This is a genomic window from Actinomadura meyerae, from assembly GCF_900188445.1.
In the GTDB taxonomy this organism is placed as follows: domain Bacteria; phylum Actinomycetota; class Actinomycetes; order Streptosporangiales; family Streptosporangiaceae; genus Spirillospora; species Spirillospora meyerae.
This window is the reverse complement of the sequence record NZ_FZOR01000036.1, coordinates 1-25706: the sequence shown is the minus strand read 5'-3', so window position 1 is coordinate 25706 and position 25706 is coordinate 1. Positions and strand designations below refer to the sequence as shown.

Below are 25706 nucleotides of genomic sequence, written 5' to 3'. Positions count from 1 at the left end.
TGCGGCCGGATCCGATGCGGCTCCATCCGATGCGGCTCCATCCGATGCGGCTAGATCCAGCCGCCGATGCTGCGGTTCTGGGAGACGGCGGTGTCGAAGGCCAGGGGGCAGGCCAGGATCAGGGTGCGCATCGGCTCGGGCGGCTGGACGTGCATCTGCAGGACGTAGCGGTCGGCGCCGGTGAACATCTGCGACAGGAACTCGCCGTAGCCGTCGAAGCCGCGCTGCATGCGGGCCAGCTCCTGCTGCTGCCAGTCGGTGATCCGCCCGCTCAGCAGCTCGTAGTAGCCGATCTGGCGCTCCTGCGCGGTCAGGATCTCCCAGCCGCGCAGCGCCCGCTTGCGCAGGTGCCCGATGAGACCGCCCTGCGGGGTGAGCACCTGCATCTGGGGCGTGCCCATGAAGCCGTAGGGCTTGTAGAAGAGGAAGTACGGCATCCCGTCGGGGCGGTAGATCGTCAGCTTCCGCTCGGCCTTGGTCTGGCTCGCCTGGTTGAGGACGCGGAACGCCTTCTTCGCACCGCTCACGCCCTCTTCCCGGACGTAGGCCGCGGGCTGCCCCTGCGGGCTCCAGATCGTGTAGTTCGCCTCGGTCGAGAAGAACTGCGCCGGCTGGTCGTAGACGAGGATCGGCGCGCCGTACAGGTCGGGGAACCCCTGCTGCTGGGGGACCTGCGGCTGCTGCGGCGGGTAGCCGCCCTGCTGGGGTGGCGCGTAAGGCGCCTGCTGGGGCGGGTACCCGGCCTGCTGGGGCGGGTAGCCGCCCTGCTGCGGTGGATATCCGTACCCGGGCTGCGGCGCGTAGGGCTGGGCGGGCTGTGCGGGCGGAGCCGGGGCGTGGCCCGGCTGGGGAGGGCCATAGCCCGGATGCGGTGGACCGTAGCCGGGGCCGCCTGGACCGGCGGGTGGGGGTGGGGGGTATCCCATGACGGCTCCTGCACGAGACGATCACCGGGGTTCTCGCGACACGATACGCCCGCGCGGGGCCGCGTCCGGGCCGGGTCGCCGGATTCCCCCGGCGGATTGCCCCCCGGCGGATTGCCCCCCGGTGGTTTCACTTCAGCAGGCGCGACATCCGGCGGTCGGCCAGCGGCTTGCCTCCGGTCTGGCAGGTCGGGCAGTACTGGAGCGCCGAGTCGGCGAACGACACCTCGCGGATCGTGTCACCGCACACCGGGCATTTCTGGCCGGCCTTGCCGTGCACCCGCAGGCCGGTCTTCTTCTCGCCCTTGAGGTCCTGCGCCTCCAGGCCGCGCGAGCGCTCCACGGCGTCCCGGAGGGTGGTGACGATCGCCTCGTGCAGGACGGCGACGTCCTCCCCGGTCAGCGCGGCGGCGAGCTTGAAGGGGGACATCTTCGCCGCGTGCAGCACCTCGTCGGAGTAGGCGTTGCCGATGCCGGCGATCACCTTCTGGTCGCGCAGCAGGCCCTTGATCTGGGTGCGCTTGCCGCCCACGATCGCGGCGAGGGCCTCGGGCGTGAAGGCGTCGTCGAGGGGGTCGGGGCCGAGCGTGGCGACGCCCGGCACGTCCGACGGGTCGCGGACGACGTAGACCGCGAGGCCCTTCTTCGTGCCCGCCTCGGTGAGGTCGAAGCCCGAGCCGTCGTCGAGGTGGACGCGCAGGGCGAGGGGGTTCTTGCCGCCCGGCCGGACGGGTTTGGCGGGGATCTCGTCCCGCCAGCGCAGCCAGCCCGCGCGGGCGAGGTGGATGACGAGGTGCAGCCCGTCGACGTCCAGGTCGAGGAACTTGCCGTGCCGGGACGCGCCGGTGACGGTCAGCCCGCCCAGCGCCGTCACCGGCGGGTCGTAGGTCTTCAGCGCCGAGATGGCGAGAACATCGACGCGGGCGACGGCGTGGCCGACCGCGCGCTCGCGCAGGAACCCCGCCAGCGCCTCCACCTCTGGTAGCTCAGGCATGACCTCAGTATCGGCGACCCGGCCGGAGGTTCGTCCACAGGGCTGTGGATACCTGTGGAAAACCCTGGGGAGCGCCTGTGACCGGGATCTCGAAATAACCCATAGGGGGTACCGGTTGCCACGGGGTGAACGTTATGGCAGCATGAGGCTCGGAAGATACCCCCTAGGGGTAAGCGCCCGGAAAGCAAAGGAGACGCCGATGAGCACCGCCACCTACACCGTCACCGGAATGACCTGCGGCCACTGCGTGAGCTCGGTCACCGAGGAGGTCGAGCAGATCGCCGGCGTCACCGCCGTCGACGTCGACCTCCCGACCGGCAAGGTCACCGTCACCAGCGAGGCCCCCCTCGACGTCGCCCAGGTCAAGGACGCCGTCGAAGAGGCCGGATACCAGCTGCAGGCATGACCGGTGCGCGCCCCCTTCCCGGGGGCGCGCCCGGACGGACAGCGAGTGGAGTGGATCGGCATGAACAGCGCGACCAAGGTCGGCGCGTACGCCCTGGGCCTCGCCGTCGTCTTCGGCGGTGCCGCCGGAGTCGGCAAGGCGGTCGGGCCCGTCGGCGGCACCGCGGAGATGGCGTCCCATGAGGGCGGCGGCCACGGAGGGGACCACGGCGGGGACGGCGGCGGCGCGTCGCACGCCCCGGGCGGCCTCCAGGTCTCCGAGGACGGCTACACGCTGGCCCCGCGCACGACCACGGTGGCCCCGGGCGAGAAGACCGACTTCCGGTTCACGATCAACGGGCCGGACGGCCGGCCGGTCACCGGCTTCAAGCCCCTGCACGGCAAGCGGCTGCACCTGATCGTCGCCCAGCGCGACCTGTCCGGCTTCCAGCACCTGCACCCGACCGAGGTCGGGGGCGGGGTGTGGAGCGTCCCGATCGAGCTGCCCGAGCCCGGCGTGTACCGGTTCTTCACCGACATCCAGCCGGACGGCGCGTCGCGCCAGCTCACCCTGGGCACGGACGTCTTCGCGCCGGGCGACCTGCGGCCCGCGCCGCTGCCGGAGCCCGTGCGCGTCGCGAAGGTCGACGGCTACGAGGTCGCGCTCACCGGCGGCCTCACGCCCGGCAAGTCCACCGAACTCACCCTTACAGTGAGCAAGGACGGCAAACCGGTCACCGACCTGGAGTCGTACCTGGAGGCGTACGGCCACCTGGTCGCGCTGCGGCAGGGCGACCTCGCCTACCTCCACGTCCACCCGGACGGTGCGCCGGGCGACGGGAAGACGGCGCCGGGCCCCGGCATCACGTTCTTCGCCGAGGCGCCCAGCGGCGGCGCATACCGTCTCTACCTGGACTTCAAGCACGGCGGCAAGGTCCGCACGGCGGAGTTCACCGTCCACGCCGGCGACGCCGCCGTCCCCGCCGGGCAGCCGTCCGGCGAGCCCTCCGGGAAGCCGGGGCATGAGCCCTCCGGCAAGCCGGGGCAGGGGCACGACGAGACGCCGCACACGCACTGAGCGTCCCACTCGATCGAGGCAGAGGAGGAGCGATGAGCACGGACACCGAGTCCGCGCGTATCGAGCTGGCGATCGGCGGGATGACGTGCGCGTCGTGCGCCAACCGCATCGAGAAGAAGCTCAACAAGATGGACGGCGTGACCGCGACGGTCAACTACGCCACCGAGAAGGCCAGCGTCGAGTTCGCGCCGGGGGTGTCCCCGGACGAGCTGATCGCCACCGTCGAGAAGGCCGGCTACAGCGCCGAGCTGCCCGCCTCGCCGGAGGGCGGCACCGAGGGCGGGGACGAGCCGGAGCCGGACGACGGCCTCCGCCCGCTGCGCCAGCGGCTGATCACCTCGGTCGTGCTGTCGGTTCCGGTCATCGCGATGGCGATGGTCCCCGCGCTGCAGTTCGACGGGTGGCAGTGGCTGTCGCTGACGCTCGCCGCGCCCGTCGTGGTGTACGCGGGCTGGCCGTTCCACCGGGCCGCGGCGATCAACCTGCGGCACGGCGCGGCGACCATGGACACGCTGATCTCGCTCGGCACGATCGCCGCGTTCGGCTGGTCGCTGTGGGCGCTGTTCTTCGGCACCGCCGGCGAGATCGGGATCAAGCACGGCTTCGAGTTCTCGATGACCCGCTCGGACGGGTCGATGAACATCTACCTCGAGGCCGCGGCCGGCGTGACCATGTTCATCCTGGCCGGACGCTACTTCGAGACGCGGTCCAAGCGCCGCGCCGGGGCCGCGCTGCGCGCCCTGCTGGAGCTGGGCGCCAAGGAGGTCTCGGTCGTCCGGGGCGGCCGCGAGGAGCGGATCCCGGTCGCCGACCTCGCGGTCGGGGACGTGTTCGTCGTCCGCCCCGGCGAGAAGATCGCGACGGACGGGACGGTCGAGGAGGGCTCGTCCGCCGTGGACGCGTCCATGCTGACCGGCGAGTCCGTCCCGGTCGAGGTCGGGCCGGGCGACGCGGTGGTCGGCGCGACGGTGAACGCGGGCGGCCGGCTGCTCGTCCGCGCGACCCGGGTCGGCGGCGACACCCAGCTCGCGCAGATGGCGCGGCTCGTGGAGGAGGCGCAGACCGGCAAGGCGCAGGTGCAGCGGCTCGCCGACCGGATCTCCGGGATCTTCGTCCCGATCGTGATCGCGCTCGCCGTCGGCACGCTCGGCTTCTGGATCGGCACCGGCGAACCGCTGGCCGGCGCGTTCACCGCCGCGGTGGCCGTGCTGATCATCGCCTGCCCGTGCGCGCTCGGCCTCGCCACCCCGACCGCCCTCATGGTCGGGACGGGGCGCGGCGCGCAGCTCGGCATCCTGATCAAGGGCCCGGAGGTGCTGGAGTCCACCCGCGCCGTCGACACCGTCGTCCTGGACAAGACCGGCACGGTCACCACCGGGAAGATGGCCCTGGTCGACGTCGTCACGGCCGAGGGCGTCGCGGAGGAGGACGTGCTCCGGCTGGCGGGGGCGCTCGAGAACGCGTCCGAGCACCCGATCGCGCAGGCGATCGCGCGCGGCGCCGCCGACCGGGTCGGCGAGCTGGGCGCGGTCGAGGACTTCGCCAACGTCGAGGGCCTCGGCGTCCAGGGCGTGGTGGACGGCCACGGCGTCCTCGCGGGACGCCCGCGGCTGCTCGCCGAGTGGTCGCAGGACCTCACGCCCGAGTTGGAGCGCGCGATGGCGGAGGCGCAGGCGCTCGGCCGCACCGCCGTCGCGGTCGGCTGGGACGGCGCGGCCCGCGCGGTCATCACGGTCGCCGACCAGGTCAAGCCGACCTCGCGGGAGGCGATCCAGCAGCTCACGGCGCTCGGGCTGCGTCCGGTCCTGCTGACCGGCGACAACGAGACCGTGGCCCGCACGGTCGCGGACGCCGTCGGGATCGGGGAGGTCATCGCCGAGGTCCTGCCGCAGGACAAGGTGGACGTCGTCAAGCGGCTCCAGTCGGAGGGCCGGACGGTGGCGATGGTCGGCGACGGGGTCAACGACGCCGCCGCGCTCGCCCAGGCCGACCTCGGGCTCGCGATGGGCACCGGGACGGACGTGGCGATCGAGGCGTCCGACCTGACCCTCGTCCGGGGCGACCTGCGGGCCGCCGCCGACGCGATCCGGCTGTCGCGGCGCACGCTCGGCACGATCAAGGGGAACCTGTTCTGGGCGTTCGCCTACAACGTGGCGGCGCTGCCGCTCGCGGCGACCGGCCTGCTCACCCCGATGATCGCGGGCGGCGCGATGGCGTTCTCCTCGGTGTTCGTGGTCAGCAACAGCCTCCGCCTGCGCCGGTTCAAGCCGCTGACCGGCGCCCGCGAGACCGCCGCGCCGTCGGCCGGCTGAGGCGCGGAGCCGAGGCGCGATGCTGAAGCGCGATGTTGAAGCGCGCGGCCCTTTCCCGGGGTCGCGCGCTTCGGCGTCTTCAGAGGTCAGGGGCGCAGGACGGCCAGGAGCTGCGCGAGCGCCGGGTCGTCCGCGGCGTCGTCGAGGGCCGCGGTGAGGGTCTCCGCGTAGGTGGGGGCGGCGTCCCGGTGGACGTCGCGGCCCTCGTCGGTGATGACGGTGTAGACGCCGCGGCGGTCCTTGGGGCACATGTCGCGGCGCGTGAGGCCGGCGGCCTCCAGCCGGGCGACGAGGCGGCTGACGGAGCTCTGGTTGAGGCCGATGAGGTCGGCCAGCTCCTGCATGCGCAGCTCGCCGTCGGCGGCGCGGGACAGGCGGCACAGCGCCCGGAACTCCGACAGGCCGATGCCGTGCCGGCTCTGCAGGGCCTTGGCGAGCCGGTGCTCGACGCGTCCGTGGAGGGTCACCACACCGTCCCAGAGCTGCCCGTCCGCCGTGACCGGGGCCTTCTCGTCCACGCTCATCCCGCACCCGCTTCCTGGTTGACACCAGCTTACATGCAATGCGAATATCTGCATGTACATACAAAACATGCATGTACATGCAAATAGCAAAGGAGGAGGTCACCGTGATCGAACGCGTCGCCACCACCCCCGACTGGTACGAGCCGTACCGGATCTCGCAGGCGATCCGGGCCGGCGGGTTCATCTACGTGTCCGGGCAGGCCGGCATCGACGAGCAGGGGCGGACGGTCCCCGGCGGCTTCATGGAGCAGGGGCGCCGGGCGTTCCAGAACGTCCAGCGGGTACTGGAGGCCGCGGGGGCCGACCTGACCGACGTCGTGAAGATCGGCATCTTCGTCCGGGACATGGCGGCCGACCTCGACGGCGTCATCCGGCTCCGCGAGGAGTTCCTCAGCGAGCCCTACCCCGCCGACACGCTCCTCGAAGTGAGCTCCCTGGCGCAGCCCGACTGGCGGATCGAGGTCGAGGCCGTCGCGATCGAGAGGACGGCGCGATGACCGGCACGCTGCTGACCCCCTACGAGGGCCCGCACCTCGCGCTGCCCAACCGGATCGTGATGGCGCCCATGACGCGCGGGCGCGCGGACGACGCGACCGGCGTCCCGCATCCGCTGACCGCCACCTACTACGCGCAGCGCGCGACGGCCGGGCTCATCGTCACCGAGGGGCTGTGGCCGCACGTCCTCGGCAAGGGCGGGCCCGGCATCCCCGGCCTGGTCACGGACGCGCAGGTCGCCGGGTGGCGCGAGGTCACCGCGGCCGTCCACGCCGCGGGCGGGACGATCTACGCCCAGCTCTGGCATGTGGGACGGATGACGCACCCGCTCAACCTGCCGGACCGTGCCACGCCGGTCGCACCCTCGGCCGTCCGCATCGAGAACGAGCAGATCTTCACGTCCGCGGGCGACGTCGAGCACGTCACGCCGCGCCCCATGACCACCGCCGAGGCGGAGGAGGCGGTCGCCTGCTTCGCGGCGGCGGCCCGCAACGCGATCCGCGCCGGGTTCGACGGCGTGGAGGTGCACGGCGCGAACGGCTACCTCATCCAGCAGTTCCTGGCCGAGAACACCAACCGGCGCACCGACCGCTTCGGCGGCTCGCGCGAGGGGCGGTTGCGGTTCGCCCTGGACGTGGTGGAGGCCGTGGCCGCCGAGGTGGGCCCCGAGCGGGTCGGCCTGCGCATCTCCCCGGACAACCCGGAGAACGAGATCGCCGAGGAGGACCCGCAGGGCACCTACCGGGCGCTGGTCGACGCCCTCGACCCGCTCGGGCTCGCCTACCTCCACGTGATCGAGCGGGGCGCCTACGAGGCGCTGGCCGACCTGCGGCCGCGCTGGTCGGGCACCCTGATCGGGAACTTCAACGGGCCGGAGCCGACGACGCGGCAGGCCGGGGAGCGGGTCGTGGCGGAGGGGCTCGCCGACCTGTTCTCCTTCGGGCGGCTGTTCATCTCCAACCCCGACCTGCCGGCCCGCTTCGCCGCGGACGCGCCGCTCAACCGGCACGTCCCCGAGCTGGTCTACGGCGGCGGCGGTGAGGGCTACGTCGACTACCCGGCCCTCACCACCGCGCACTCCGCCACACCCGCGCAAACAGCGCAGACGGCTGAAAGGGTGTAGTCGGGGGTCCTACAGCGGGACGTCCCAGAAGGCGAGCTCGTGGCGCATGCCCTCCAGGAAGAAGCGCTCTGCCGTCCCGGTGTCGGCGCCGCACTCGTCGATCATCTGCGCGATGCGGGCGGTCAGCTCCGCGAACGCGGGGTCGGCGTAGGTGTCGACCCAGCGGCGGTAGCGCGGCTCCGACGGCGGGTTCTCGGCGAGCCGCCGTCCGAGCGTGGAGTAGCCCCACATGCACGGGTACAGCGCGGCGAGGCCCTCGTCGTAGACGGCGGCGCTCTCCAGCAGGAACGAGGTGTAGGCGACGCAGGCCGGGCCCTTCTCGGCGCCGTCCAGGTCGGCGTCGAACTCGGCCGAGAGGGAGCGGTGCAGCTCCATCTCGTCGTGGAAGGTCGAGTAGGCGAGGTCCACGAGGTCGCCCAGGTGGGCGTCGGGGGCCTGCCAGGCGAGACGGGAGAACACGCGCACGTAGTCGTGCAGGTAGAGGTAGTCCTGTTCGAGCCAGGAGCGGAATACGGCCTCGTCAAGGTTCCCTTGGGCGATGCCCGCCACGGTGGGGTGCTTGAGCTGTTCCTCCACCAGGGGGCGGCCGAGTTCTTCCAGATGCGCGGCGAGACTCATGGCCGCCAGTCTGCCCCAGCCCCCGCCTGACCCGGATTTGGCCCGGACATGACCAGACCCCGCCGGATCGAAACCCGGCGGGGTCCTGGTCGTGCGGCCGATGTACGGGTCGCCTCTCGGCGAAAGGCACAACACGGCTCCAGCCGAACGGTATTCCGTGAAGGCAATAGGTGAGGCCCGGGGACACCAGGCACATCGGCCATCAGGTGTAACCGACGGGTCCCCAGGATTGTTCCCGGCCCCCCGAGAAGGTCCCGGTGCGCCTGATCGTCTGCCAGCCAAGGCGCGACCCCAGCAGCGCGGTGACCACGGACTGGACGACCACCAGGTACATGAGCTGCCGGTAGACGAACTGCTGGAGCGGCAGCGCCCACAGCGGGCGGATGGACTCACCGTCCAGCCACAGGGCGTACGCACCGGCGGCCGCCTGCGCGGCGACGAACGCCGTCCAGGTGAGGACGGGCAGGGTCGGGTCCAGGAAGACCATGCCGAACAGGGCGAACAGGTCCACGGCGGGTGCGAACAGCGGAAGCAGCACCTGGAACACCGTCAGGTAGGGAAGGCAACGGCGGCCGAAGCGTCCCGAGCCGCCGCGTTCGATGAGGGAGCGGCGGTGCTTCCACATCGCCTGCATCGTCCCGTAGCACCAGCGGTAGCGCTGCTTCCACAACTGCCGGAGGGACGACGGGGCCTCCGTCCAGGCGATGGCCTTCTCCTCGTAGACCACACGCGCGCCGGTGCGGCATATCGCCATGGTGAGGTCGGTGTCCTCGGCCAGGGTGTCGTCCGGTACGCACCCCACCTCGGCCAGGACCCGCCTCCGGAAGGCACCGATCGCGCCGGGCACCGTCGGCATGCATTGCAGGACGTCGAACATGCGCCGGTCGAGGTTGAAGCCGATGACGTACTCGATGTGCTGCCAGCGGCCGAGGACTCCGCCCCGGTTGGCGACCTTGGTGTTGCCGCTGACCGCCCCCACCCTCTGGTCCGTGAACGGCGCGACGAGGTGCCGGAGGGTGTCGCGCTGGAAGACGGTGTCGCCGTCCACGAGCACCAGGATGTCGGCCCTGGCCACGAACAGCCCGGCGTTGAGCGCGCTCGGCTTGCCGCCGTTCGCCTTGCGGATCAGGTGGACGCCGGGCAGGCCGAGCTCCTCGACGATCGCGGCGGTGCGGTCGGAGGAGCCGTCGTCCACCACGATCACCTCGACGCCGCCGGGATAGTCGGTGTCGAGGAGGGACGCGACCGTCGCCGCGATCCCCGCCTCCTCGTTGTAGGCGGGGACGACCACCGACACGGGCGGGAACGGATCGGGCGGCAGCTCCCCCGGCTCCCCGAAGTCCGGCGGCGCGGGCGGGCCGGGTCGGCGGACGCGGCGCATGTGGACGTGCGCGAACACCAGCAGCAGGAGCAGCCGCAGCACGTAGAGGAGCCCGGCGGCGGCGAACACGGCGCCCATCGTCCCGGTGAGCGCGGACGCCGCGCGCTGGGCGACGACCAGCGTCCAGCCGGCGGCCTTCTCGTACGCCGGGACGGCGACCTCCGCCGAGGGCATGCCGAGCGCCTCGGTGACCGTCGTGAAGCGGTATCCCTCCGGCTGGAGCCGGTCGAGGATCCGCTCGACGGCCGCGACGGTGTCGGCCCGGTCGCCGCCCGAGTCGTGCAGCATCACCACCGCGCCCTCGCCGCGCCGCTCCGCCGCGAGCGCCGTCCGGACGATCGCGCCGGTGCCGGGCCGCGCCCAGTCCTCGGTGTCGCGGTCGGTGAGGACGACGATGTACCCGTCCTCGCCCGCACGCCGGGCCGCCCGCCACTCCGGCGCGGTCAGCCCGTCCGGGCGGGACGAGTACGGCATCCGCATCAGCCGGGTGTGGACGCCCGCTGCGCCCGCCAGCGCCCGCTGCGTGAGGTCCAACTCCAGGCGCCCGCGCCACGCGGGCGCGGTGGCGAGATCGGCGTGCGTGTACGTGTGCGAGCCGATCTCGTGGCCCTCGCGGAGAATGCGGCGGGTCAGCGCCGGGTTCTCGGCGACGCGCGAACCGACCGTGAAGAACGTGGCGCGGGCGTCGTGGCGGCGCAGGACGTCCAGGATCCGCGGTGTCCACACGGGGTCGGGGCCGTCGTCGAACGTCAGCGCGATCGTCTTCGGCGGCATGCTGCGGCTGCGCGGCGTGGCGTCCGCGAGGTTCAGTACGGGACCGCCGGTGAGAGCCCGGGAGGGGGCCGGCGCGGGGTGCGCCGGCTCGTCCCTGGGCGCCTCGCCCACGGCGCCGTTCGCGAAGCCGTCCAGCAGGAGGAGCACGGAGAGGGCCAGCCCGCCGAGCAGCAGCAGGACCCAGTGGCCTCGCGGTTCGCCGCGTCGCACGGTCAGGGGTTCTTCTTCTTGTTGCGCCCCCATGCCGGCGGTTGCGCCGTGGACCTGCCCGGATTGCTCGTGGACGCGGCCCTCCCCGGAGCGGTCGTCGGCGTGGACGACGCCCTGGGCGTCGCAGGGGCGGCAGGTGCCGCGACCCGGCTCGTGGGCGTCGGCCCGGTACTGGGCGGTGCGGTTCTCTTGGTCGGGGTCGGCTTGGCCTTGGGAGGATGGCTCACCTGCACGCGCGGGTGCGGGGACGGCTCGCTCCACGGCGTCAGCGGCACATCGGTCCCCGTCGTCATGCCGAGGCCCAGCGCGCCGAGGAACACGATGAGGAGCGCGCCGGTGAGCAGGCCCAGCCGCCGCCCGAGGCGCGTCCGCCATCCGGACGCGTCCACGAAGACGGGCTCCGCGGCGGTTAACGGTTTCGTCTCGGTGCCGGGGTCGGCCCGAGGCTCCGGCGGCGGGTCCGCGACCGACGGGATGCCGGTTACTAGGAGTTCATCCCGGTTCTGCGGGCTGTTGCCGTTCATTGTCGTCCATCATTCGCGGGCGGGGGGTGGACGTCCCGGCGGCGCGGGAGTCATCCGTTCAGCGCCGACCCCCGCGTACTTGTCACACCACGATGAGATTTTCTGCACAATGGCGCGGTGGGCGAGGAGGAACTCGGTCGTGCGCTCCGGGCGGCGCAGGACGGCGACGAGGAGTCCTTCCGCATGCTCTACCGCGACGTCCAGCCGCGCCTGATCAGGTTCGCGGGCGCGATCGTCGGCGCGGACGCCGAGGACGTGACGTCGGAGGCGTGGCTGCAGATCGCCCGCGACCTGCGCTCGTTCCGCGGCGATCTCGACGGCTTCCGCGGCTGGACCGCGACGATCACCCGGCACCGCGCGCTCGACCACCTGCGCCGCAAGTCCCGCCGCCCCGCCTCTGACCTGCCCGCCGAGGAACTGGTCACGATGGCCGCGGACGGGGACACCGAACTCGACGCACTGGACGGCATCGCCACCGAGGAGGCACTCCGGCTGATCTCCGAACTCCCCCGCGACCAGGCCGAGGCGGTGCTGCTGCGCGTCGTCGTCGGCCTGGACGCCAAGTCGGCGGGCAGGGTCCTCGGCAAGCGCTCGGGCGCCGTCCGCACTGCGGCCTACCGCGGCCTGCGCCGCCTCGCCGACCGGCTGTCGGACACCGGCGCCGAACGGCCGTCGGACACGGGCGCCGAACTGCCCCTGGTCCGGGGTGACAAAAGCGGCGGTACCGGCGCTGAAGGGGTGTCATGAGCGACCACACCGAGGCCGGGCAGCTCGATCAGCGCACCGCCGAGCGCCTGCTCGCCGGTGCCGCCGACGGGCATTCCGCCCTGCGCTCCGTGCTCGCGGCGGCCGCGGCACCGGCCCGCCCGGCGGAGCTCGCGGGCGAGGACGCCGCCGTCGCCGCCTTCCGGTCCGCGCCCGCGGCGGTCCGCCGCACCCGCCTGGCGGTACTGCGCCGGTTCCTGACCGCCAAGGTGATCGCGCTCGTCGGCGGCACGCTGCTGGCGCTGACGGGCGGCGTCGCGTGGGCGACCGGGAACCTCCCCGGCATGGAGCCCGCGCCCGCGCCGTCCCCGACGCACCAGGAGCAGGAGGGCGACGGCCACGACAGCACGCCCGGGACGCAGTACTCGCCGTCCGCGCTGCCCAGCCCGTCGCCCTCGACCTCGGGCGCGTCGGCGGGAGCGGCCTCGTCGTCGCCGCCGACGCCCGGGGCCTCCGCGTCCGGACGGGGTCAGGACCACGGCAGGCCGTCCTCGCCGGGCAACTCGACCCAGAGCCCGAATCCGAACAGCACCAGTTCGCCGCCGCGCGGCCCCGGCAGCAACAACGGGAACGGGAACGGCAACGGGAACGGCCAGGGCAACGGGAACGGCAACGGTGAGAAGCCGGGCGGCACCCCCGCCAACGGCCAGGACCAGGGCGGCGACAAGGGCACTTCGGTGGTCGAAGCCCCCGACGAGGACGACGACGACGATTCCGACTGACCGCGACGATTCCGACTGACCGCCCCGTCGGCCAGTCGGCAGTCGGTCAGGCGGTCAGTCGCTCAGAAGCAGCCTTCGAACTGGGGGACCTCCAGGTCCGACAGCTTCAGGCCGGACGTGCCGAACCACTTGCCCATGAGCCGGCCCATCGTCCCGTCCTGGTACATCCGGGTGATGGCCCGGTTGAGGGCCTCGCACCCGTCGGGGTCGCCCTTGCGGATCGCGATGCCCGTGCGCCGCTCGCCGAACCGGGAGTTCAGCAGCCGGAACCCGGCGCCCTGCCGGGTCTTCAGCCCGGCCAGGATCGTGTCGTTCGTCGTGATCGCGTCGATCCGGCCGTCCCGCAGCATGGCCATGCAGTCGGCGTAGGAGCGCGCCGCGACCGGCACCGCCGGCACCTCCCGCTCCACGGTCACGGCCTCGGCGGCACCCGACCCGGTGACCGCGCAGATCCTGCGCCCCGCGAGGTCCCGCACGCCCCGCACGGTCTTCTCCCCGTCCCGGACGAGGATGTCCTGGTACGACAGCAGGTACGGCCCGGCGAACGCGAGGCGCTGCTGCCACTCGGGCTCCAGCCAGAACGTCAGGACCATGTCGACGCCGCCCTCGCGGAGCAGGCGCTCGCGGTCGCGCGCCAGCGCCGGCTCGAACCGGACCCGCTTGCCCAGGCGCCGGGCGAGGTAGCGGGACACGTCGACGTCCAGGCCCTCGAACTCCCCGTCGGGGCGCCTGAACCCGATGCCGGGCAGGTCCGGCCGGACGCCCGCCACCAGCGTGTCCTTGGCGACGATGGACGCCGTCTCGGCGCCGCCGCACCCGCCGAGCGCGGCGCACGCCGACGCGGCCGCCGCCGTCCCGGCCGCGATCAGTCGCCGCATGATCCCAGTCGCCGCATGTTCCGGACCCCCGACTCGTCAGCGCGGTCCGCCCCGGCGGAGCGCGGGGCACATCCGGATCAAACGTCGCAGCCGATCGGTGGCGGCTCCAGCCCGTGACCGCATCCGGTCCCGGCACGCTAGCGCGTGCGGGAGTCCGGTGTGTCGCGTTCCGGCGTGTCGCGTTTCGGGGGGTCGCGGTCCGGGGGGCCGGTGACGAGCGCGGCGAGGGCGGCGGCGAACCTCTCGGGGGCGACGTCCGCCGGCGGGCGGCCGAAGAAGCCGCGGGACAGCTCGTACCCGGTCAGCGCGGACACCACGACCGCGAGCAGGGCGTGCGGGTCGTCGCGGCCGTCCCCGTCCGGCAGGTCGCGGGCCAGGTGCCCGGCCTCCTCGGCGATGCCCTGGTCGACCAGGACGCTGCGGATCCGGCGCGTCACCTCGGGGAACCGGCCGTGCTCCCGTGCCAGCAGATTGATCAGCGGCCGGACCCGGGCCAGGTAATCGAGCTGCTGGACGAGCCGGCGGGCCAGCGCGGCGCGCGGATCGTCGTCCACGGGGCCGCGCTCGAACTCCTCCCGGTACCGCCGGGCCCGGTCCAGCTCGCGTTCCAGGACGGCGCGGAACACCTCCTCCTTCGAGCGGAAGTGCCGGTAGAAGCTGCCGCTGCCGGGGGAGAGCCCCGCGAGCTCCTCGATGTCGGTGACCGCGGTGCCGCCGAACCCGTGCCGCTGGATCAGCTCCAGGGCGGCGTCGAGGACGCGGTCGCGCGTGGTGGAGGGCACGCCTGCAAGATAGTTCTTGCGCATGCAAGAGGGTTCTTGCACACTGCTGATCAACAGCCCCCGGGAAAGGCCCCGCCATGGCAGCGATGCGCGTTTCGTCCGCCCGTCCCCTCCGCACCGCGCTGGCCGCGGCGGTGATCGCCACCGCGGGCGCGGTGACCGTCGGCGCGGCTCCGGCGCACGCGGACGTCGTCGTCTCCCCGCAGCAGCGGAACTGGGTGCTGCGGGACGCCGCGGGCCGCGAGGTCACGCTGCGCGGCTTCAACGTCTCGGGCAGCACGAAGCTCTACGAGAACGGCCTCCTGCCGTTCCGCAGCACCGCCGACGCCGCGAAGTCGGCGCAGGCGATGCGCGACCTGACCGGCGCAAACGCGGTGCGCTTCCTGATCAGCTGGGAGGGCGTCCAACCGGCCCCCGACCGGATCGACCACGCCTATCTCGACCGGGCGATCGCGCAGATCAGGGCGTTCACCGACCGGGGCATCCGCGTCCTGCTGGACTACCACCAGGACCTCTACTCGTCGCACCTGTTCAATCCCGGGAGCTGGTACACCGGGGACGGCGCGCCGAAATGGGTGATCGACGCGGGCGGCTACCCGAAGGAGTCGTGCGGGATCTGCCTCCTGTGGGGCCAGAACATGCAGACGAACACCGCCGTGCGCAAGGCCGCCTACGACTTCTGGCGCAACCGCGTGCTCACCACTCCGGCCGGTCAGATCGGTGTCCAGGACGCCTACATCGCCCAGGCCAAGGCGACCATGGCCTACCTCAAGCAGAAGCTCCCCCGGGCGGCGTTCGACGACATCCTCGGCCTCGACGCGTTCAACGAGCCCTTCGACGGCGGGCTCGACGGCAAGAACGGCACGGATTGGGAGAAGAACGTCCTGATGCCGTTCTACGAACGCGTCCGCACCGCCATGGACGAGGCCGGATGGGCGGGCAAACCGGTCTTCGCCGAGCCGCTCGTCTTCTGGAACACCGGCTTCTTCGAGCAGGGCGGGATGACGACCGTCGGGCGGCTCGGCACCCGGGCGGTGTTCAACAGCCACTACTACGACGGGGCGCGCATGACGCTCGACCCGACCGCCGCGTCCGACGGCACCTACGACGCCGCGATGAACGAGATCCGGCGGCGCGCCGCCGACCTCGGCACCGCGCCGCTGGTCTCGGAATTCGGCAACAGGATGTCGGACGGCCGCACCCCGTGGATGGTCCGCGCCATGTACCAGGCGATGGACTACGGCGTTCCCGGCAGGAACTGGTGGAGCGCCCCCGCGTCCGGCGGGCAGGTGCTGTCGTCCATGCAATGGCACTGGGACATCTACAGCGGTCGGCACCACGAGCTGATGAACGGCAATCCCGACAAGGTGCAGACCGAAGGCGACGGCTGGAACGACGAGGACCACTCCGTGGTCGCCACCGACGGCGCGGGAAACGTCGCGCTCCGGCTGGACCGGCGCGTCCTCGACCGGCTCTACCCGTCGGCCGTCAATGGCGACACCCTGGCGTTCGCCTTCGAGGACCTGGCGCGCTCCGGCTACGGCGGCGCGGGCCAGGAGAAGGCGTGGCTGACCGTCCCGTCCTCGATGCCGTCCCTTTCCGCCCTTCTCCAGGGCCGCCAGTACGGCATTCTCGTGTGGCGCTCGTCGGGCGCCGGCGCGCCCACCGAACTGCACCTGCCGAACTCCTTCGCGCCGTCCGGCACGGCCGTTGTCAGCGACCTGGCGGTGCTCAACGGCGTCCCGGCGTCGGGCCCGGTCGCGGCCGTCACCGAAACCGGGTCCGCGACGGCCCGGAAACTGCGGATCACCGCGCAGGACGGCGCCGCCCACTTCGCTCTGGTGGTCAATACCGCGACCGGCACCCGGCCCACCGAAGCGCAGCTCGACGCCACCCGCACCGCCCTGTCCACGTGGCTGACGGAGGAGTTCCCCGCCGCTAGCTGAGGTGGCGGAGGGTCTCGGTGTCGGTGACCGAACGGTAGTAGCAGGTCGGCCGGGCCTCGCCGGACGCGTCCTTGGTGTGGCAGGCCCCGCCCGTCGTCCGGTTGACCAGGTACAGCAGGGAGTTCTGCTCGCAGTTGACGCGGACGTCGACCAGTTCCAGGACGTCCCCGGAGGTCGCGCCCTTGCGCCACAGCTCGTTGCGGGACGTCGACCACAGCACGGCGATCCGCTCGTCCAGCGTGGCCTTGAGCGCCTGGTCGTTCGCGTAGCCGATGAACAGGACGTCGCCGCTCGACGCGTCCTGCAGGACGACGGGCACGACGCGCGCCCCGGTCGCCGCGACGCCGGCGAGCTTGTCGAAGTCCAGGGTCAGCCGGGTGCCTTCTTCGAGTTCGTTCACCCCGCCATCCTGCCCGCCGGACCGTCCGGCCGCGCCCCATGACACTCGCCCGGCGTCCCGCCCGCCGCCGGTCGCCGCTACGCGGCCAGGATGGACTGGACGGTCGCGATCACGACCCGGCCGGTCTCCTCGGGCCGCAACCGGCCGGCGCGGGTCTCCTCCGCGGCCCCGTGCAGGACGTACTGCACGACGTTGACCAGCCATTCGAGCGGCATGTCGGTGCGGAAGGCGCCCTCGTCCTGGCCTCGGCGGACCAGCCCCTCGACGCGCTTCGCGGGCCCGGCGTGCATCTCCCGGATGCGTCCGGCGGGGAGGACGCCCTGGGCCGCCGCCAGCAGCGCGGTCGACTCGGCCACGAGCGCCCAGCTCGATTCGAGCAGGCGGCCCAGCACGTCCCGCGCGGGCCCGTCGAGATCGACGTCCGACAGCACCTCCTCACCGGCGCGGAGCGCGTCGGTGAGGGCGGCCTCGACCAGTTCGCGCCGGTTGCGGAAGTGGCCGTAGAGCGTCATCCGGCCGACGCCGGCGGCCGCGGCGATGTCGTCGATGCTCGCGTTCGGGTCGGCGCTCAGGCACTTGCGGGCCGCGGACACGATGCGGGCGATGCTGCGCTCGGCGTCCGCGCGCCGGCGGCGGCCGGAGGAGGCGGTGGGCATGCCCGCATCCTAACTCGTACACCGCAGTACGTGTTACTCTCCAAGAAATCGTATGAAGGTGTACGACTTAAGGAGGACACGGTGCAAGAGCAGACATCGGCGCACCCGCTGCGCTGGCGCATCCTGGGGTTTCTGGGTGTGGCCCAGCTCATGCTGATCCTGGACGTCACCGTCGTGGCCATCGCGCTGCCGCACATGGAGGCCGACCTGGGCCTGAGCCGCCAGGCCGTGACCTGGACGGTCAGCGCCTACACGCTCACGTTCGGCGGGCTGATGCTCCTCGGCGGCCGGACCGCCGACCTCATCGGCGCCAAGCGCGTCGTCCTCGTCGGGCTCCTGGTCTTCACCGCCGCGTCCCTCACCACCGGCCTAGCCGGATCGGCCGAGGTCCTGATCGGCGGACGCGTCGCGCAGGGGCTCGGCGCCGCGCTGCTCTCCCCCTCCGCGCTCTCCCTGGTGGTCGGCCTGTTCGACGGCGACGAGCGGAACCGGGCGCTCGGCATCTGGTCGGCGCTCGGCGGTGGCGGCGCCGCGCTGGGCGTCCTGCTCGGCGGGGCGCTGACCGCGGGCCCCGGCTGGGCGTGGGTCTTCTTCGTCAACGTCCCCATCGGCGTGGTGATCATCGCGGCGCTGGCGCGCATGCTGCCGTCCCAGCCGGTCACCGCGCCCCGGCCCCGGCTGGACGTGCTCGGCGCGGTCCTGGTCACGGCCTCGTCCGGCTCGCTGATCTACGCGCTCATCCGCGCCGGCGACGGCGGCTGGCTCACCGCCGCGACCGGCGTGCTGGTCCTGCTCGCCGCGCTCGGCTACCTGGCGTTCGTCGTCCGGCAGCGGACCGCGCGCTCGCCGATGATGGACCTCGCGCTCCTCGTCAGGCGGCCGGTCGCGACCGGCACCTTCCTGATCCTGATGGCGACCGCCCTGATGATCGCGGTGTTCTTCCTCGGCACGTTCTACTTCCAGCACGCGGAGGACTACGGCGCCCTGCGCACCGGCCTGCTGTTCCTGCCGGTGGCCGTCGCGACGATGGCCGGCGCCAACGTCACCGGCCGGACGATCGCCACCGCCGGCGCCCGCCGCCCGGCCGTGATCGGCCTGCTCACCGCCGCGCTGGGCATGGCGCTGCCCGTCCTGTCCCTGAACCCGGTGTCGGTCGTGATCGGCACGGCGGTGGCGGGCGCCGGCACGGGCGCGATGTTCGTCGTCGCGTCGGCGACCACGCTGGGGCAGGTGGCACCGCACGAATCCGGCATCGCGTCCGGCATCGTCAGCACGTTCCACGAGTTCGGCGCGTCCATCGGCGCCGCGGTGATCTCCAGCGTCGCCGCCGCGAGCCTCACCGGCGACACCCTCGACGGCTTCACCGACGGCTTCGTCCTGGCCGCGATCGCCGCCGCCGTCGCCGCCCTGGCGGCCGCCGCCCTGACCCCGCCCAAGCGCCCGGCGACCCCGCCCGAGCGTCCCGCGGGGCTTGACCCTGACGTGCGGGTCAGCGAATAGCGTCACGGCGCGCTTCCGGGTGCCGCGCCCGGAACCTCACCCTTGAGGAGTGTCCGATGCCGTCCTACAAGTCCCGGATCGTCCGTCTCGCCGCCGTGCCGGACGGGCTGCCGGGGCCGGAGCACTTCGCCGTCGTCCGGGAGCCCGTCCCGGCGCCCGGCGAAGGCGAGGTGCTCGTCCGCAACCGCTTCTTCCAGGTCTTTCCCTCGCTGCGCACCCTGATCGGCGGCGGCGTGGAGGGCACCCCCTTCCCGCCACTGCGTCCGGGCGACGCGCTGTTCGGCGCGGCGGTCGGCGAGGTCGTCGCGGCGCCGCCCGGCTCCGGCCTGCACCCCGGCGACCTGGTGCGGCACTGGCTCGGCTGGCGCGAGCACGCCGTCATGCCGGCCGCCGAGTGCACGCCGCTGGACGACACGCTCCCCGACCCGGCCGCCCACCTCGGCCAGGCGGGCGTCGCGTACGCGTCACTGACAAGGGACGCGCGGCTCCGCCCCGGCGACACGGTGTTCGTGTCCGGCGGCTCCGGCGGGGTCGGTTCGCTGACCGGTCAGTTCGCCCGGCGCCTCGGCGCGGGCCGCGTGATCGGCAGCACCGGCTCCCGGGACAAGGCCGACCGCATGCTGCGCGAACTGGGCTACGACGCGGCCCTGGTCCGCGGCGAACGCCCCATCTCGGCACAACTGGCGGACGCAGCACCGGAGGGCATCGACGTCCTGGTGGACAACGTCGGCGGAGAGCAGTTGCGGGCCGCGATCGCCGCCGCCCGGCCGGGCGCGCGCTTCGTCCTGGTGGGCACCCTGGCCGGGCAGCTCGCACCGAACCTGACCGGCACCACCGCCCCTGTCGAGATCGACACGTTCCAGCTGATCGCCAAGAGCGTCGAGATGCGCGGTTTCGCCGGACTCGACGCCGACGTCCCGTGGGCGAAGCACTTCGGCGACTGGCTGCGCTCGGGCGACGTCACCTTCCCGCACGCACGCGTCACGGGCATCGACAACGCCCCGCGGGCGTTGCACGATCTGATCGCCGGACAGCACCTGGGCGCCGTCATCGTGGAACCGTAGCCGGAGGGGGACCCATGCGGATCGGCGACGCCGCCGCGGCGGCCGGGACGACCCCGCGGGCGCTGCGCTTCTACGAGCAGCGCGGCCTGCTGCCGCCGCCGGCGCGCACGTCCAGCGGGCAGCGCCGGTACGACCCGGCCGACGTCGCCCGCGTCCGGACCATCCGCCGGCTGCTGTCCCTGGGTCTCACCATCGAGGATGTCCGCGGCTGCGCCGACCGGCTCCACCTCCTGGACGGCGACGAACTCCCGCCCTACGACGGCCCCGCCTGCGCGCAGAGCACCGGCGGCACCGCCCGACGCCGCCTCGCCGCCCTCGACACCGAGATCACCCGCCTGCTCGCCCTCCGCAACCGCCTGGCCGCCGAGATAGGCGTCCCACCTCGCGACACCGACCCCGGCGCCGCACACCCGGCACCGCCCGAGCCGCACCGTCCGAGCCGCACCGTCCGAGCCGCACCGTCCGAGCCGCACCGTCCGAGCCGCACCGTCCGAGCCGCACCGTCCGAGCCGCACCGCCCGAGAAAGGTGACCCGATGATCGTCCGACCGGCCGAACCCGCCGACCTGCCGGTGCTCGCACCGCTGTGGCGAGCGGCGTGGCTCGACGGCCACACCGGCCACGTCCCCGCAGCGCTGATGGACGCGCGCGGCCCCGACCACTTCGCGTCCCACATCGAGAAGTACGCGGGCTCCACGCTCGTCGCGGCCGATCCCACCGACGGGATCCTCGGCCTGATCATCCTCGGCGACGATGACGGCGAGGTCATCCAGCTCGCCGTCGACGAGTCGGCCCGAGGCCGGGGCGTGGGCGGCGCGCTGCTACAAGCCGCGGAAGACCGCTTCCAGGGCAGGCATACACAGACGTGGCTCGCGGTGGTCCCCGGCAACACGCGCGCCCGCCGCTTCTACGAGTTCCACGGCTGGCGCGACACCGGCCTCATGACCTACCAAGCCCCGACCGCGTCCGGCACCGTCAACGTCCCCGTCCACCGCTACGTCAAGGACCTGGACGCCCCTCACCCGGCAGGCTGAGCACACCGAACGCGCGGTCGAGCAGGGCGGCGCGGTCGGCCGTGCCGCCGCTGCGGAGCCACTCCCGGTCGGCGGCGTCCAGGGCGGCGGCCGCCGCTCCGGTGAGGAGGTCGGCGGTGAAGGCGTCGACTCCGCCGGGATGCTCCCGCAACGCGGCGCTGACCAGCTCGCGCATCCGGTCACGCTCGGCGTGCAGCCGCGCCCGGAGTGCGGGCGCCTCCTCGATCAGCCGGAGCGTCCGCAGGTCGACCGTGTGGATCGCGTCCTGCCATTCGCGCAGCACCGCACGCAGGCACGCCCATGGCGCCTCCTCGCCGGGACGATCGCGGATCGCGTCGGCGACCCGTTCGGCGACGTCACCGGCCTCGCCGAAGACCACGTCCTCCTTGGACGGGAAGTAGCGGAAGAAGCTGCGCCGCGACATCCCCGCCGCCGTCGCGATGTCCTCAACCGTCGTTCTTTCGTAGCCGCGCTCCAGGAACAGCTCGACCGCCAGCGCGGACAGCTCCGCCCGAACCGCCCGCCGCGTCCGCTCCCGCAGCCCCGCCCGCTCTCCACCGCTCACGCATGGAGGATACTTCTGGCACCTGTTAGCGTGTATGGCACTAAGTGCCACACATGACAGGAGGCGTCATGCAACCGATGAGCGGTAAGACCGCCCTGGTGACCGGCAGTACGGGCGGGATCGGCAAGGAGACCGCGCGGGAACTCGCACGCCTCGGCGCCCGCGTCATCCTCATCGGGCGCGACGCCGGACGGGCCGAGGCGGCCGCCGCCGAGATCGGAGCGACCGCCTGCACCGGCGACCTCACCACCTTGAACGGCGTGCGCCGCCTGGCCGACGAGATCGCGGACCGGCACAGCCACCTGCACGTCCTGGTGAACAACGCCGGCGGCATGAGCCCGTCCCGCGCCCTCACCGAAGATGGCGTGGAAAGGACCTTCGCCCTCAACGTCCTGGCGCCCTACGCGTTGACGTGCCGACTCCTGCCGCAGTTGCGCGCCACGCAAGGGGCGCGCGTCGTCAACCTGACCGGCGGGTTCCCGGGCAAGCCCCTGGACGTCGCCAATCTCCAGGGCGAGAAGAAGTACCTGGGCTGGACGTTCTCCCAGTACAACCACGCAAAGACAGCACTGATGGCCGTAAGCCGCAGGATGGCCGACTACCTAGCCCCCGACGACATCACCGTCAATGTCGCCTACCCCGGCCACGCCTACACGCCGGGCAACAAGGCCACGGCGATCAGCGCATTCCCCTACGCCTACCGGCCCGTGGCCCCGCTCATCCGTTTCTTCGGCCCTCGCCTGCTGAACGACTTGGCAAAGGCGGCACGCTCAAGCGTCCACCTGGCCGCGAGCCCCACCCTGGACGGCGTCACCGACATCTACGTCAACGCGAGACTCCAGCGCGTGCCCTGGCCGCCCGGAGCCCGCGACGAACAGACCGCCGAGGCCGTCCAGCGCCTCTGCGAGCAACTCTCGGGCCTCACCCTCCAGAGCCCGCGCACACTGTGATCATGACCGTCCTGGAAACGGAACGCCTGACCCTCCGCCCCCTCACCGGAGACGACTTCGACGACTACGCCGCGATGATGGCCGACCCCGAAGTGGCGGACGGCCTGGCCGACCCGATCGGCCGCACACCCGCCGACGCCTGGCGCAGCCTGGCCCTGTTCATAGGGCACCGAGAAATCCGCGGCTACTCCCACTGGGCCGTGATCGAACGCGCCACGGGCCGATTCATAGGACGCGCAGGCCCCTGGCAGCCGCACGGTTTCCCGGGTCTGGGCGTGGGCTGGTGCCTGGCCCGCCCGCACTGGGGCAAGGGCTACGCCACCGAAGCGGCCCGCGCCGCCATCGCCTACTGCTTCACCGACCTGAGGGCCGACGAGGTCATCTCGGTCATCCGTCCGGGGAACAAGCGCTCCATCTCGGTGGCCGAACGCATCGGCCACCGCCTCCTCCGCGAAACCGACTACAAGAACTCCCCCGCCCTCATCTACGGCCAGCAGAACCCCGCCTCGTAGAGAGCTGACGATTCCCGGTCAGAAATGACTGGCCGACTTCGGCCTTTCTCCGTCCGGATTTCCACACCGCAAGATTCGCTCGCCTGCTTGAGTGGGGCGGTCAGGACATGGCGGACCCGAGGAGTTCAAGGCATGACGACAGATGCCCCCGGCGAACTGGTTCCGGAAGCGGCCGGACGCGGGCAGCGAGTCCTCGAGCTCCTGGACAAGGCGATCGACATCCAGAGCCCCCTGGTGCGCAGGAACATCGCGCGGGCCCGCCAGCGCGATCCGGAGGCGACACCGGAACAGGTGATCCGCACGCTGGAGAAGATGTACGTCAGCGCTGTGACCGGTGCGGGCGCCGCGGTCGGCGGAACCGCGGCCGCGCCCGGAGTCGGCACGGGAGTCGCGCTGGCGCTGTCGGCGGGCGAGACGTTCTCGACCTTGGAGCTGAGCACCCTCTTCGCGCTCTCGGTCGCCGAGATCCACGGAGTCTCCATCGACGAGCTCGAGCGGCGCCGGACGATCGTGATGGGCATCATGCTCGGCGGAGGCGGCTCCGCCACCATCTCCAAGGTCGCCGAGCGCACGGGCCAGCACTGGGGCCGTCAGGTCGTCGCCAAGGTACCGGTCGAGACACTGCGCCAGATCAACAAGATCCTGGGGAAGAACTTCATCACCAAATTCGGGACCAAGCAGGGGATCATCGTCCTCGGCCGGGTGGCCCCGTTCGGCATCGGCGCCGTGATCGGCGGCGGCGCCAACGCCGCCATGGCATCCCTGACCGTCCGAGCCAGCCGCCGCGCCTTCGGCCCACCCCCACCCGCCTGGCCCTGACCCGGCACGCGATCGGCCGCCTTCGCCCAGCCCAGTTCAGGCGAATGATTCTCCGCGCGGCCTTCAACCGGCATGGCCCGCGGGGCGGACTTGATGAACGACATCTGCGAGCAGACCGGAACTGCGCCGTAGCCGACGCCCCACACGATCAGCAGCGCGATGGCGTCGGCCTCCCATCGGCCGAGAAGAGGAAAGGCCAGCGTGGCGATCGCGATGAGCCCCCCGGCGACACCGAAGGCGGCGAAGGGATAACGAGCGACCGCCGCGCCCCCGAGGGAATTGCCGAGTATTCCGGCGAGCCCGTAGATCAGCAGGAACACCGTGAGCTCCGACGGCACATGCGTGACCCGCTCCAGAGAGGGCGTCACGTACGTGTAGGCGGCGAAATGCGCCAGGACGACGAGAAAGGTCGTCAGCAGCGCGAACCAGCACGGCGAGGGCGGCGAGCACCGCCGTTGACAGCACGCCCATCACCGCGAAACTGGCCCGCCACCCGGCCAGATCGCCGACCGGCGTCCCCAGCGGCACACCGAGCACCGACCCCAGCGGGACGGCCGAGGAGATCACCGCGGTGGCCTGGCGCGTCGAGCCCGCGGGCACCAGCCGGTCGGCCAGACCCGCGCCGACCGACCAGAAGCCGCCGATGACGACTCCGACCAGGACGCGCGACACGAGCATCGCCCAGTAGCCCGGCGCGGCGGCCGCGAGGAAGTTCGCCGACGCCAGCAGCACCATGCAGGCGCACAGCATTCGGCCGGCGGTCGATCCGCGCCGTGGCGATGGTGACCGTCGGAGCCGCGACCGCCGCCAAGCATCCGGGCATGGTCATCATCAACCCGGCCGTTCCGTCTGACACAGTGAAGCCGGGGCCGATGGAGGTCAGCAGTCCGATCGGGAGGATCTCGGTGGTGACGATCGAGAAGATCCCCATCGTCACCGAAAGCACCGCCGCCCAGCCTGCCGTCGACGAGCGCGGCGACGTGGCGGTGCCTGCCATGGACATCGATTCCGTCCTGTGGGTGGAGAAACTTCAGTGGAAGCGCATCCCACCCAACAGCCGATATCAGAAAATCTGTCGCGAGTTTCCGCCATCATCCTGCCCGCCGAAGGTTGATTTAGCCCACCCATTGCCGCACGCCCCCGGCCGCCGTCTCCCTCTGAATGGGCCAGCATCGGCACGTACCATCATCATGAGGATCAGCCTGCGCACGTCGTCCTGCTCACGTGAATCGGCACCCGACTTCGCACCGCGGAGCTAGATCGTGGCCCCTTCTTCTCGGGTGCGCTCGTACTGCCGTAGGACGGCGATGGCTCGGGGCCGCAACGGCGCTTCAGGCCGGGGCGCAGGCGGGGCTTGCCGTGGCTTGGTCTGGTGTGGTGCCGACCGGGTTCGGGGGTCGGCTCAGGGATGAGGCCGCCAAGTAGTGGGCGCACGGGTGGGGCGCCGCCGTACACGATGCCGGGCCGGCGCCGACGGTGCGACTTGGACGGTGCAGGCATGCGCGGATGCTCGAGGAACCGCCCGGAGGGCGCCTCTTAGCCTCGATCCACCGATGGTGTATCGAGGTCGATCTCTCGGTCTTTTCGGGAGGACGGTTGAGTTGTCGGCCGCCCGCGGGCAGGGGTGATCGGCTGGTCTGCCCAGCTTTTCCACGTGTTCGGTTCCGGTCGGGCCCGCTCGGGCGGTGGATAACGGCAGGTCAGCGGCTGTCGGGTGGGGCGTGGAGGGTGGTGAACAACTGCCGCCAGGCGTCGGCCCAGGGCCAGTTGCGGG

Annotated in this window: 27 protein-coding genes and 1 pseudogene; 16 read left to right on the top strand and 12 right to left on the bottom strand. The window is 72.4% G+C overall.

Annotated elements, in window-relative coordinates; all coding sequences use genetic code 11:
* Positions 1–50: 50 nt before the first annotated feature.
* Entirely contained in the window at positions 51–926 is an 876-nt protein-coding gene (locus CHF16_RS29415; protein ID WP_089329400.1) for an LURP-one-related/scramblase family protein, read from the bottom strand.
* A gap of 127 nt (positions 927–1053) precedes the next feature.
* Entirely contained in the window at positions 1054–1917 is an 864-nt protein-coding gene (locus CHF16_RS29410; protein ID WP_089329399.1) for an Fpg/Nei family DNA glycosylase, read from the bottom strand.
* 199 nt (positions 1918–2116) lie between these two features.
* Here CHF16_RS29410 and CHF16_RS29405 point away from each other — a divergent pair, with 199 nt between their 5' ends.
* From CHF16_RS29405 to CHF16_RS29395, 3 genes are read left to right on the top strand one after another with little or no spacing between them, the layout of a single operon-like run.
* The gene (locus tag CHF16_RS29405) at positions 2117–2323 is read left to right on the top strand and encodes a heavy-metal-associated domain-containing protein (protein WP_089329398.1); all 207 of its coding nucleotides are present in this window, start codon (positions 2117–2119) and stop codon (positions 2321–2323) included.
* 60 nt (positions 2324–2383) lie between these two features.
* Positions 2384–3379, top strand: coding sequence for a hypothetical protein (locus CHF16_RS29400; protein ID WP_089329458.1), 996 nt, complete (start codon positions 2384–2386; stop codon positions 3377–3379).
* A gap of 32 nt (positions 3380–3411) precedes the next feature.
* On the top strand, positions 3412–5691 hold the full coding sequence (locus tag CHF16_RS29395; protein ID WP_089329397.1) for a heavy metal translocating P-type ATPase: 2280 nt from the start codon (positions 3412–3414) through the stop codon (positions 5689–5691).
* An 86-nt stretch (positions 5692–5777) separates the two neighbouring features.
* On the opposite strand, the gene CHF16_RS29390 is transcribed toward CHF16_RS29395, so the two are convergent.
* On the bottom strand, positions 5778–6215 hold the full coding sequence (locus CHF16_RS29390) for a MarR family winged helix-turn-helix transcriptional regulator (RefSeq protein ID WP_089329396.1): 438 nt from the start codon (positions 6213–6215) through the stop codon (positions 5778–5780).
* A gap of 104 nt (positions 6216–6319) precedes the next feature.
* On the opposite strand from CHF16_RS29390, the gene CHF16_RS29385 reads away from it, so the two are divergent.
* A complete protein-coding gene (locus CHF16_RS29385; RefSeq protein ID WP_245869465.1) occupies positions 6320–6712 on the top strand; it encodes a RidA family protein in 393 nt (130 codons plus the stop codon).
* The gene (locus tag CHF16_RS29380) at positions 6709–7833 is read left to right on the top strand and encodes an alkene reductase (protein WP_089329394.1); all 1125 of its coding nucleotides are present in this window, start codon (positions 6709–6711) and stop codon (positions 7831–7833) included. The genes CHF16_RS29385 and CHF16_RS29380 overlap by 4 nt, the downstream gene beginning before the upstream one ends.
* Positions 7834–7842: 9 nt before the next feature.
* Here the strand turns inward: CHF16_RS29380 and CHF16_RS29375 are convergent, their stop codons facing one another.
* The 3 genes from CHF16_RS29375 to CHF16_RS39715 form a co-directional block, all read right to left on the bottom strand.
* Complete coding sequence (locus tag CHF16_RS29375) at positions 7843–8451, bottom strand: TenA family protein (protein WP_089329393.1); 609 nt, start codon at positions 8449–8451, stop codon at positions 7843–7845.
* Positions 8452–8653: 202 nt separating this feature from the next.
* Positions 8654–10816 (bottom strand): bifunctional polysaccharide deacetylase/glycosyltransferase family 2 protein, encoded by a 2163-nt coding sequence (locus CHF16_RS29370; protein ID WP_245869463.1) that lies wholly within the window; start codon positions 10814–10816, stop codon positions 8654–8656.
* A gap of 2 nt (positions 10817–10818) precedes the next feature.
* Positions 10819–11340 carry a hypothetical protein gene (locus CHF16_RS39715; RefSeq protein WP_143228164.1) on the bottom strand — a complete coding sequence of 174 codons (522 nt, stop codon included), beginning with the start codon at positions 11338–11340 and terminating at the stop codon, positions 10819–10821.
* A 117-nt stretch (positions 11341–11457) separates the two neighbouring features.
* On the opposite strand from CHF16_RS39715, the gene CHF16_RS29365 reads away from it, so the two are divergent.
* Together CHF16_RS29365 and CHF16_RS29360 are read left to right on the top strand one after the other, a co-directional pair.
* The gene (locus CHF16_RS29365) at positions 11458–12087 is read left to right on the top strand and encodes an RNA polymerase sigma factor (RefSeq protein ID WP_245869461.1); all 630 of its coding nucleotides are present in this window, start codon (positions 11458–11460) and stop codon (positions 12085–12087) included.
* Positions 12084–12827 carry a hypothetical protein gene (locus CHF16_RS29360; protein ID WP_089329391.1) on the top strand — a complete coding sequence of 248 codons (744 nt, stop codon included), beginning with the start codon at positions 12084–12086 and terminating at the stop codon, positions 12825–12827. Before CHF16_RS29365 ends, CHF16_RS29360 begins: the two co-directional genes overlap by 4 nt.
* 62 nt (positions 12828–12889) lie before the next feature.
* On the opposite strand, the gene CHF16_RS29355 is transcribed toward CHF16_RS29360, so the two are convergent.
* Positions 12890–13705, bottom strand: coding sequence for a transporter substrate-binding domain-containing protein (locus tag CHF16_RS29355; protein ID WP_089329390.1), 816 nt, complete (start codon positions 13703–13705; stop codon positions 12890–12892).
* Between the two features lie 137 nt (positions 13706–13842).
* A complete protein-coding gene (locus tag CHF16_RS29350) occupies positions 13843–14487 on the bottom strand; it encodes a TetR/AcrR family transcriptional regulator (RefSeq protein ID WP_179271756.1) in 645 nt (214 codons plus the stop codon).
* 86 nt (positions 14488–14573) lie between these two features.
* Here CHF16_RS29350 and CHF16_RS29345 point away from each other — a divergent pair, with 86 nt between their 5' ends.
* Positions 14574–16433: a cellulase family glycosylhydrolase gene (locus CHF16_RS29345; protein ID WP_089329388.1), complete on the top strand. Its 1860-nt coding sequence runs from the start codon at positions 14574–14576 to the stop codon at positions 16431–16433.
* Here the strand turns inward: CHF16_RS29345 and CHF16_RS29340 are convergent.
* Positions 16426–16833 carry a phosphoribosyl-AMP cyclohydrolase gene (locus tag CHF16_RS29340; RefSeq protein WP_089329387.1) on the bottom strand — a complete coding sequence of 136 codons (408 nt, stop codon included), beginning with the start codon at positions 16831–16833 and terminating at the stop codon, positions 16426–16428. The two genes, CHF16_RS29345 and CHF16_RS29340, sit on opposite strands and share 8 nt — an antisense overlap.
* Before the next feature lie 77 nt (positions 16834–16910).
* Positions 16911–17489 (bottom strand): TetR/AcrR family transcriptional regulator, encoded by a 579-nt coding sequence (locus CHF16_RS29335; RefSeq protein ID WP_089329386.1) that lies wholly within the window; start codon positions 17487–17489, stop codon positions 16911–16913.
* An 81-nt stretch (positions 17490–17570) separates the two neighbouring features.
* Between CHF16_RS29335 and CHF16_RS29330 the strand changes: the two genes are divergently transcribed.
* From CHF16_RS29330 to CHF16_RS29315, 4 genes are read left to right on the top strand one after another with little or no spacing between them, the layout of a single operon-like run.
* Positions 17571–18989 (top strand): MFS transporter, encoded by a 1419-nt coding sequence (locus CHF16_RS29330; protein WP_245869459.1) that lies wholly within the window; start codon positions 17571–17573, stop codon positions 18987–18989.
* A 56-nt stretch (positions 18990–19045) separates the two neighbouring features.
* The gene (locus tag CHF16_RS29325) at positions 19046–20053 is read left to right on the top strand and encodes an MDR family NADP-dependent oxidoreductase (RefSeq protein ID WP_089329385.1); all 1008 of its coding nucleotides are present in this window, start codon (positions 19046–19048) and stop codon (positions 20051–20053) included.
* Positions 20054–20067: 14 nt separating this feature from the next.
* A complete protein-coding gene (locus CHF16_RS29320; RefSeq protein ID WP_089329384.1) occupies positions 20068–20592 on the top strand; it encodes a MerR family transcriptional regulator in 525 nt (174 codons plus the stop codon).
* Positions 20589–21086, top strand: a complete 498-nt coding sequence (locus CHF16_RS29315; protein WP_089329383.1) for a GNAT family N-acetyltransferase — start codon at positions 20589–20591, stop codon at positions 21084–21086. The genes CHF16_RS29320 and CHF16_RS29315 overlap by 4 nt, the downstream gene beginning before the upstream one ends.
* Here the strand turns inward: CHF16_RS29315 and CHF16_RS29310 are convergent.
* Positions 21052–21651 (bottom strand): TetR family transcriptional regulator, encoded by a 600-nt coding sequence (locus tag CHF16_RS29310; protein WP_089329382.1) that lies wholly within the window; start codon positions 21649–21651, stop codon positions 21052–21054. The genes CHF16_RS29315 and CHF16_RS29310 overlap by 35 nt on opposite strands.
* Positions 21652–21728: 77 nt before the next feature.
* Here CHF16_RS29310 and CHF16_RS29305 point away from each other — a divergent pair, with 77 nt between their 5' ends.
* From CHF16_RS29305 to CHF16_RS29295, 3 genes are all read left to right on the top strand, one after another.
* A complete protein-coding gene (locus tag CHF16_RS29305; protein WP_089329381.1) occupies positions 21729–22601 on the top strand; it encodes an SDR family NAD(P)-dependent oxidoreductase in 873 nt (290 codons plus the stop codon).
* A gap of 2 nt (positions 22602–22603) precedes the next feature.
* A complete protein-coding gene (locus CHF16_RS29300; protein ID WP_089329380.1) occupies positions 22604–23113 on the top strand; it encodes a GNAT family N-acetyltransferase in 510 nt (169 codons plus the stop codon).
* Positions 23114–23245: 132 nt separating this feature from the next.
* A complete protein-coding gene (locus CHF16_RS29295; protein WP_089329379.1) occupies positions 23246–23932 on the top strand; it encodes a hypothetical protein in 687 nt (228 codons plus the stop codon).
* A 137-nt stretch (positions 23933–24069) separates the two neighbouring features.
* On the opposite strand, the pseudogene CHF16_RS29290 reads toward CHF16_RS29295, so the two are convergent.
* Positions 24070–24667: pseudogene (locus CHF16_RS29290) on the bottom strand (MFS transporter); the annotation flags it as partial.
* A 38-nt stretch (positions 24668–24705) separates the two neighbouring features.
* Between CHF16_RS29290 and CHF16_RS41015 the strand changes: the two are divergent.
* Positions 24706–25191: a hypothetical protein gene (locus CHF16_RS41015; RefSeq protein ID WP_218826896.1), complete on the top strand. Its 486-nt coding sequence runs from the start codon at positions 24706–24708 to the stop codon at positions 25189–25191.
* Positions 25192–25706 lie beyond the last annotated feature (515 nt).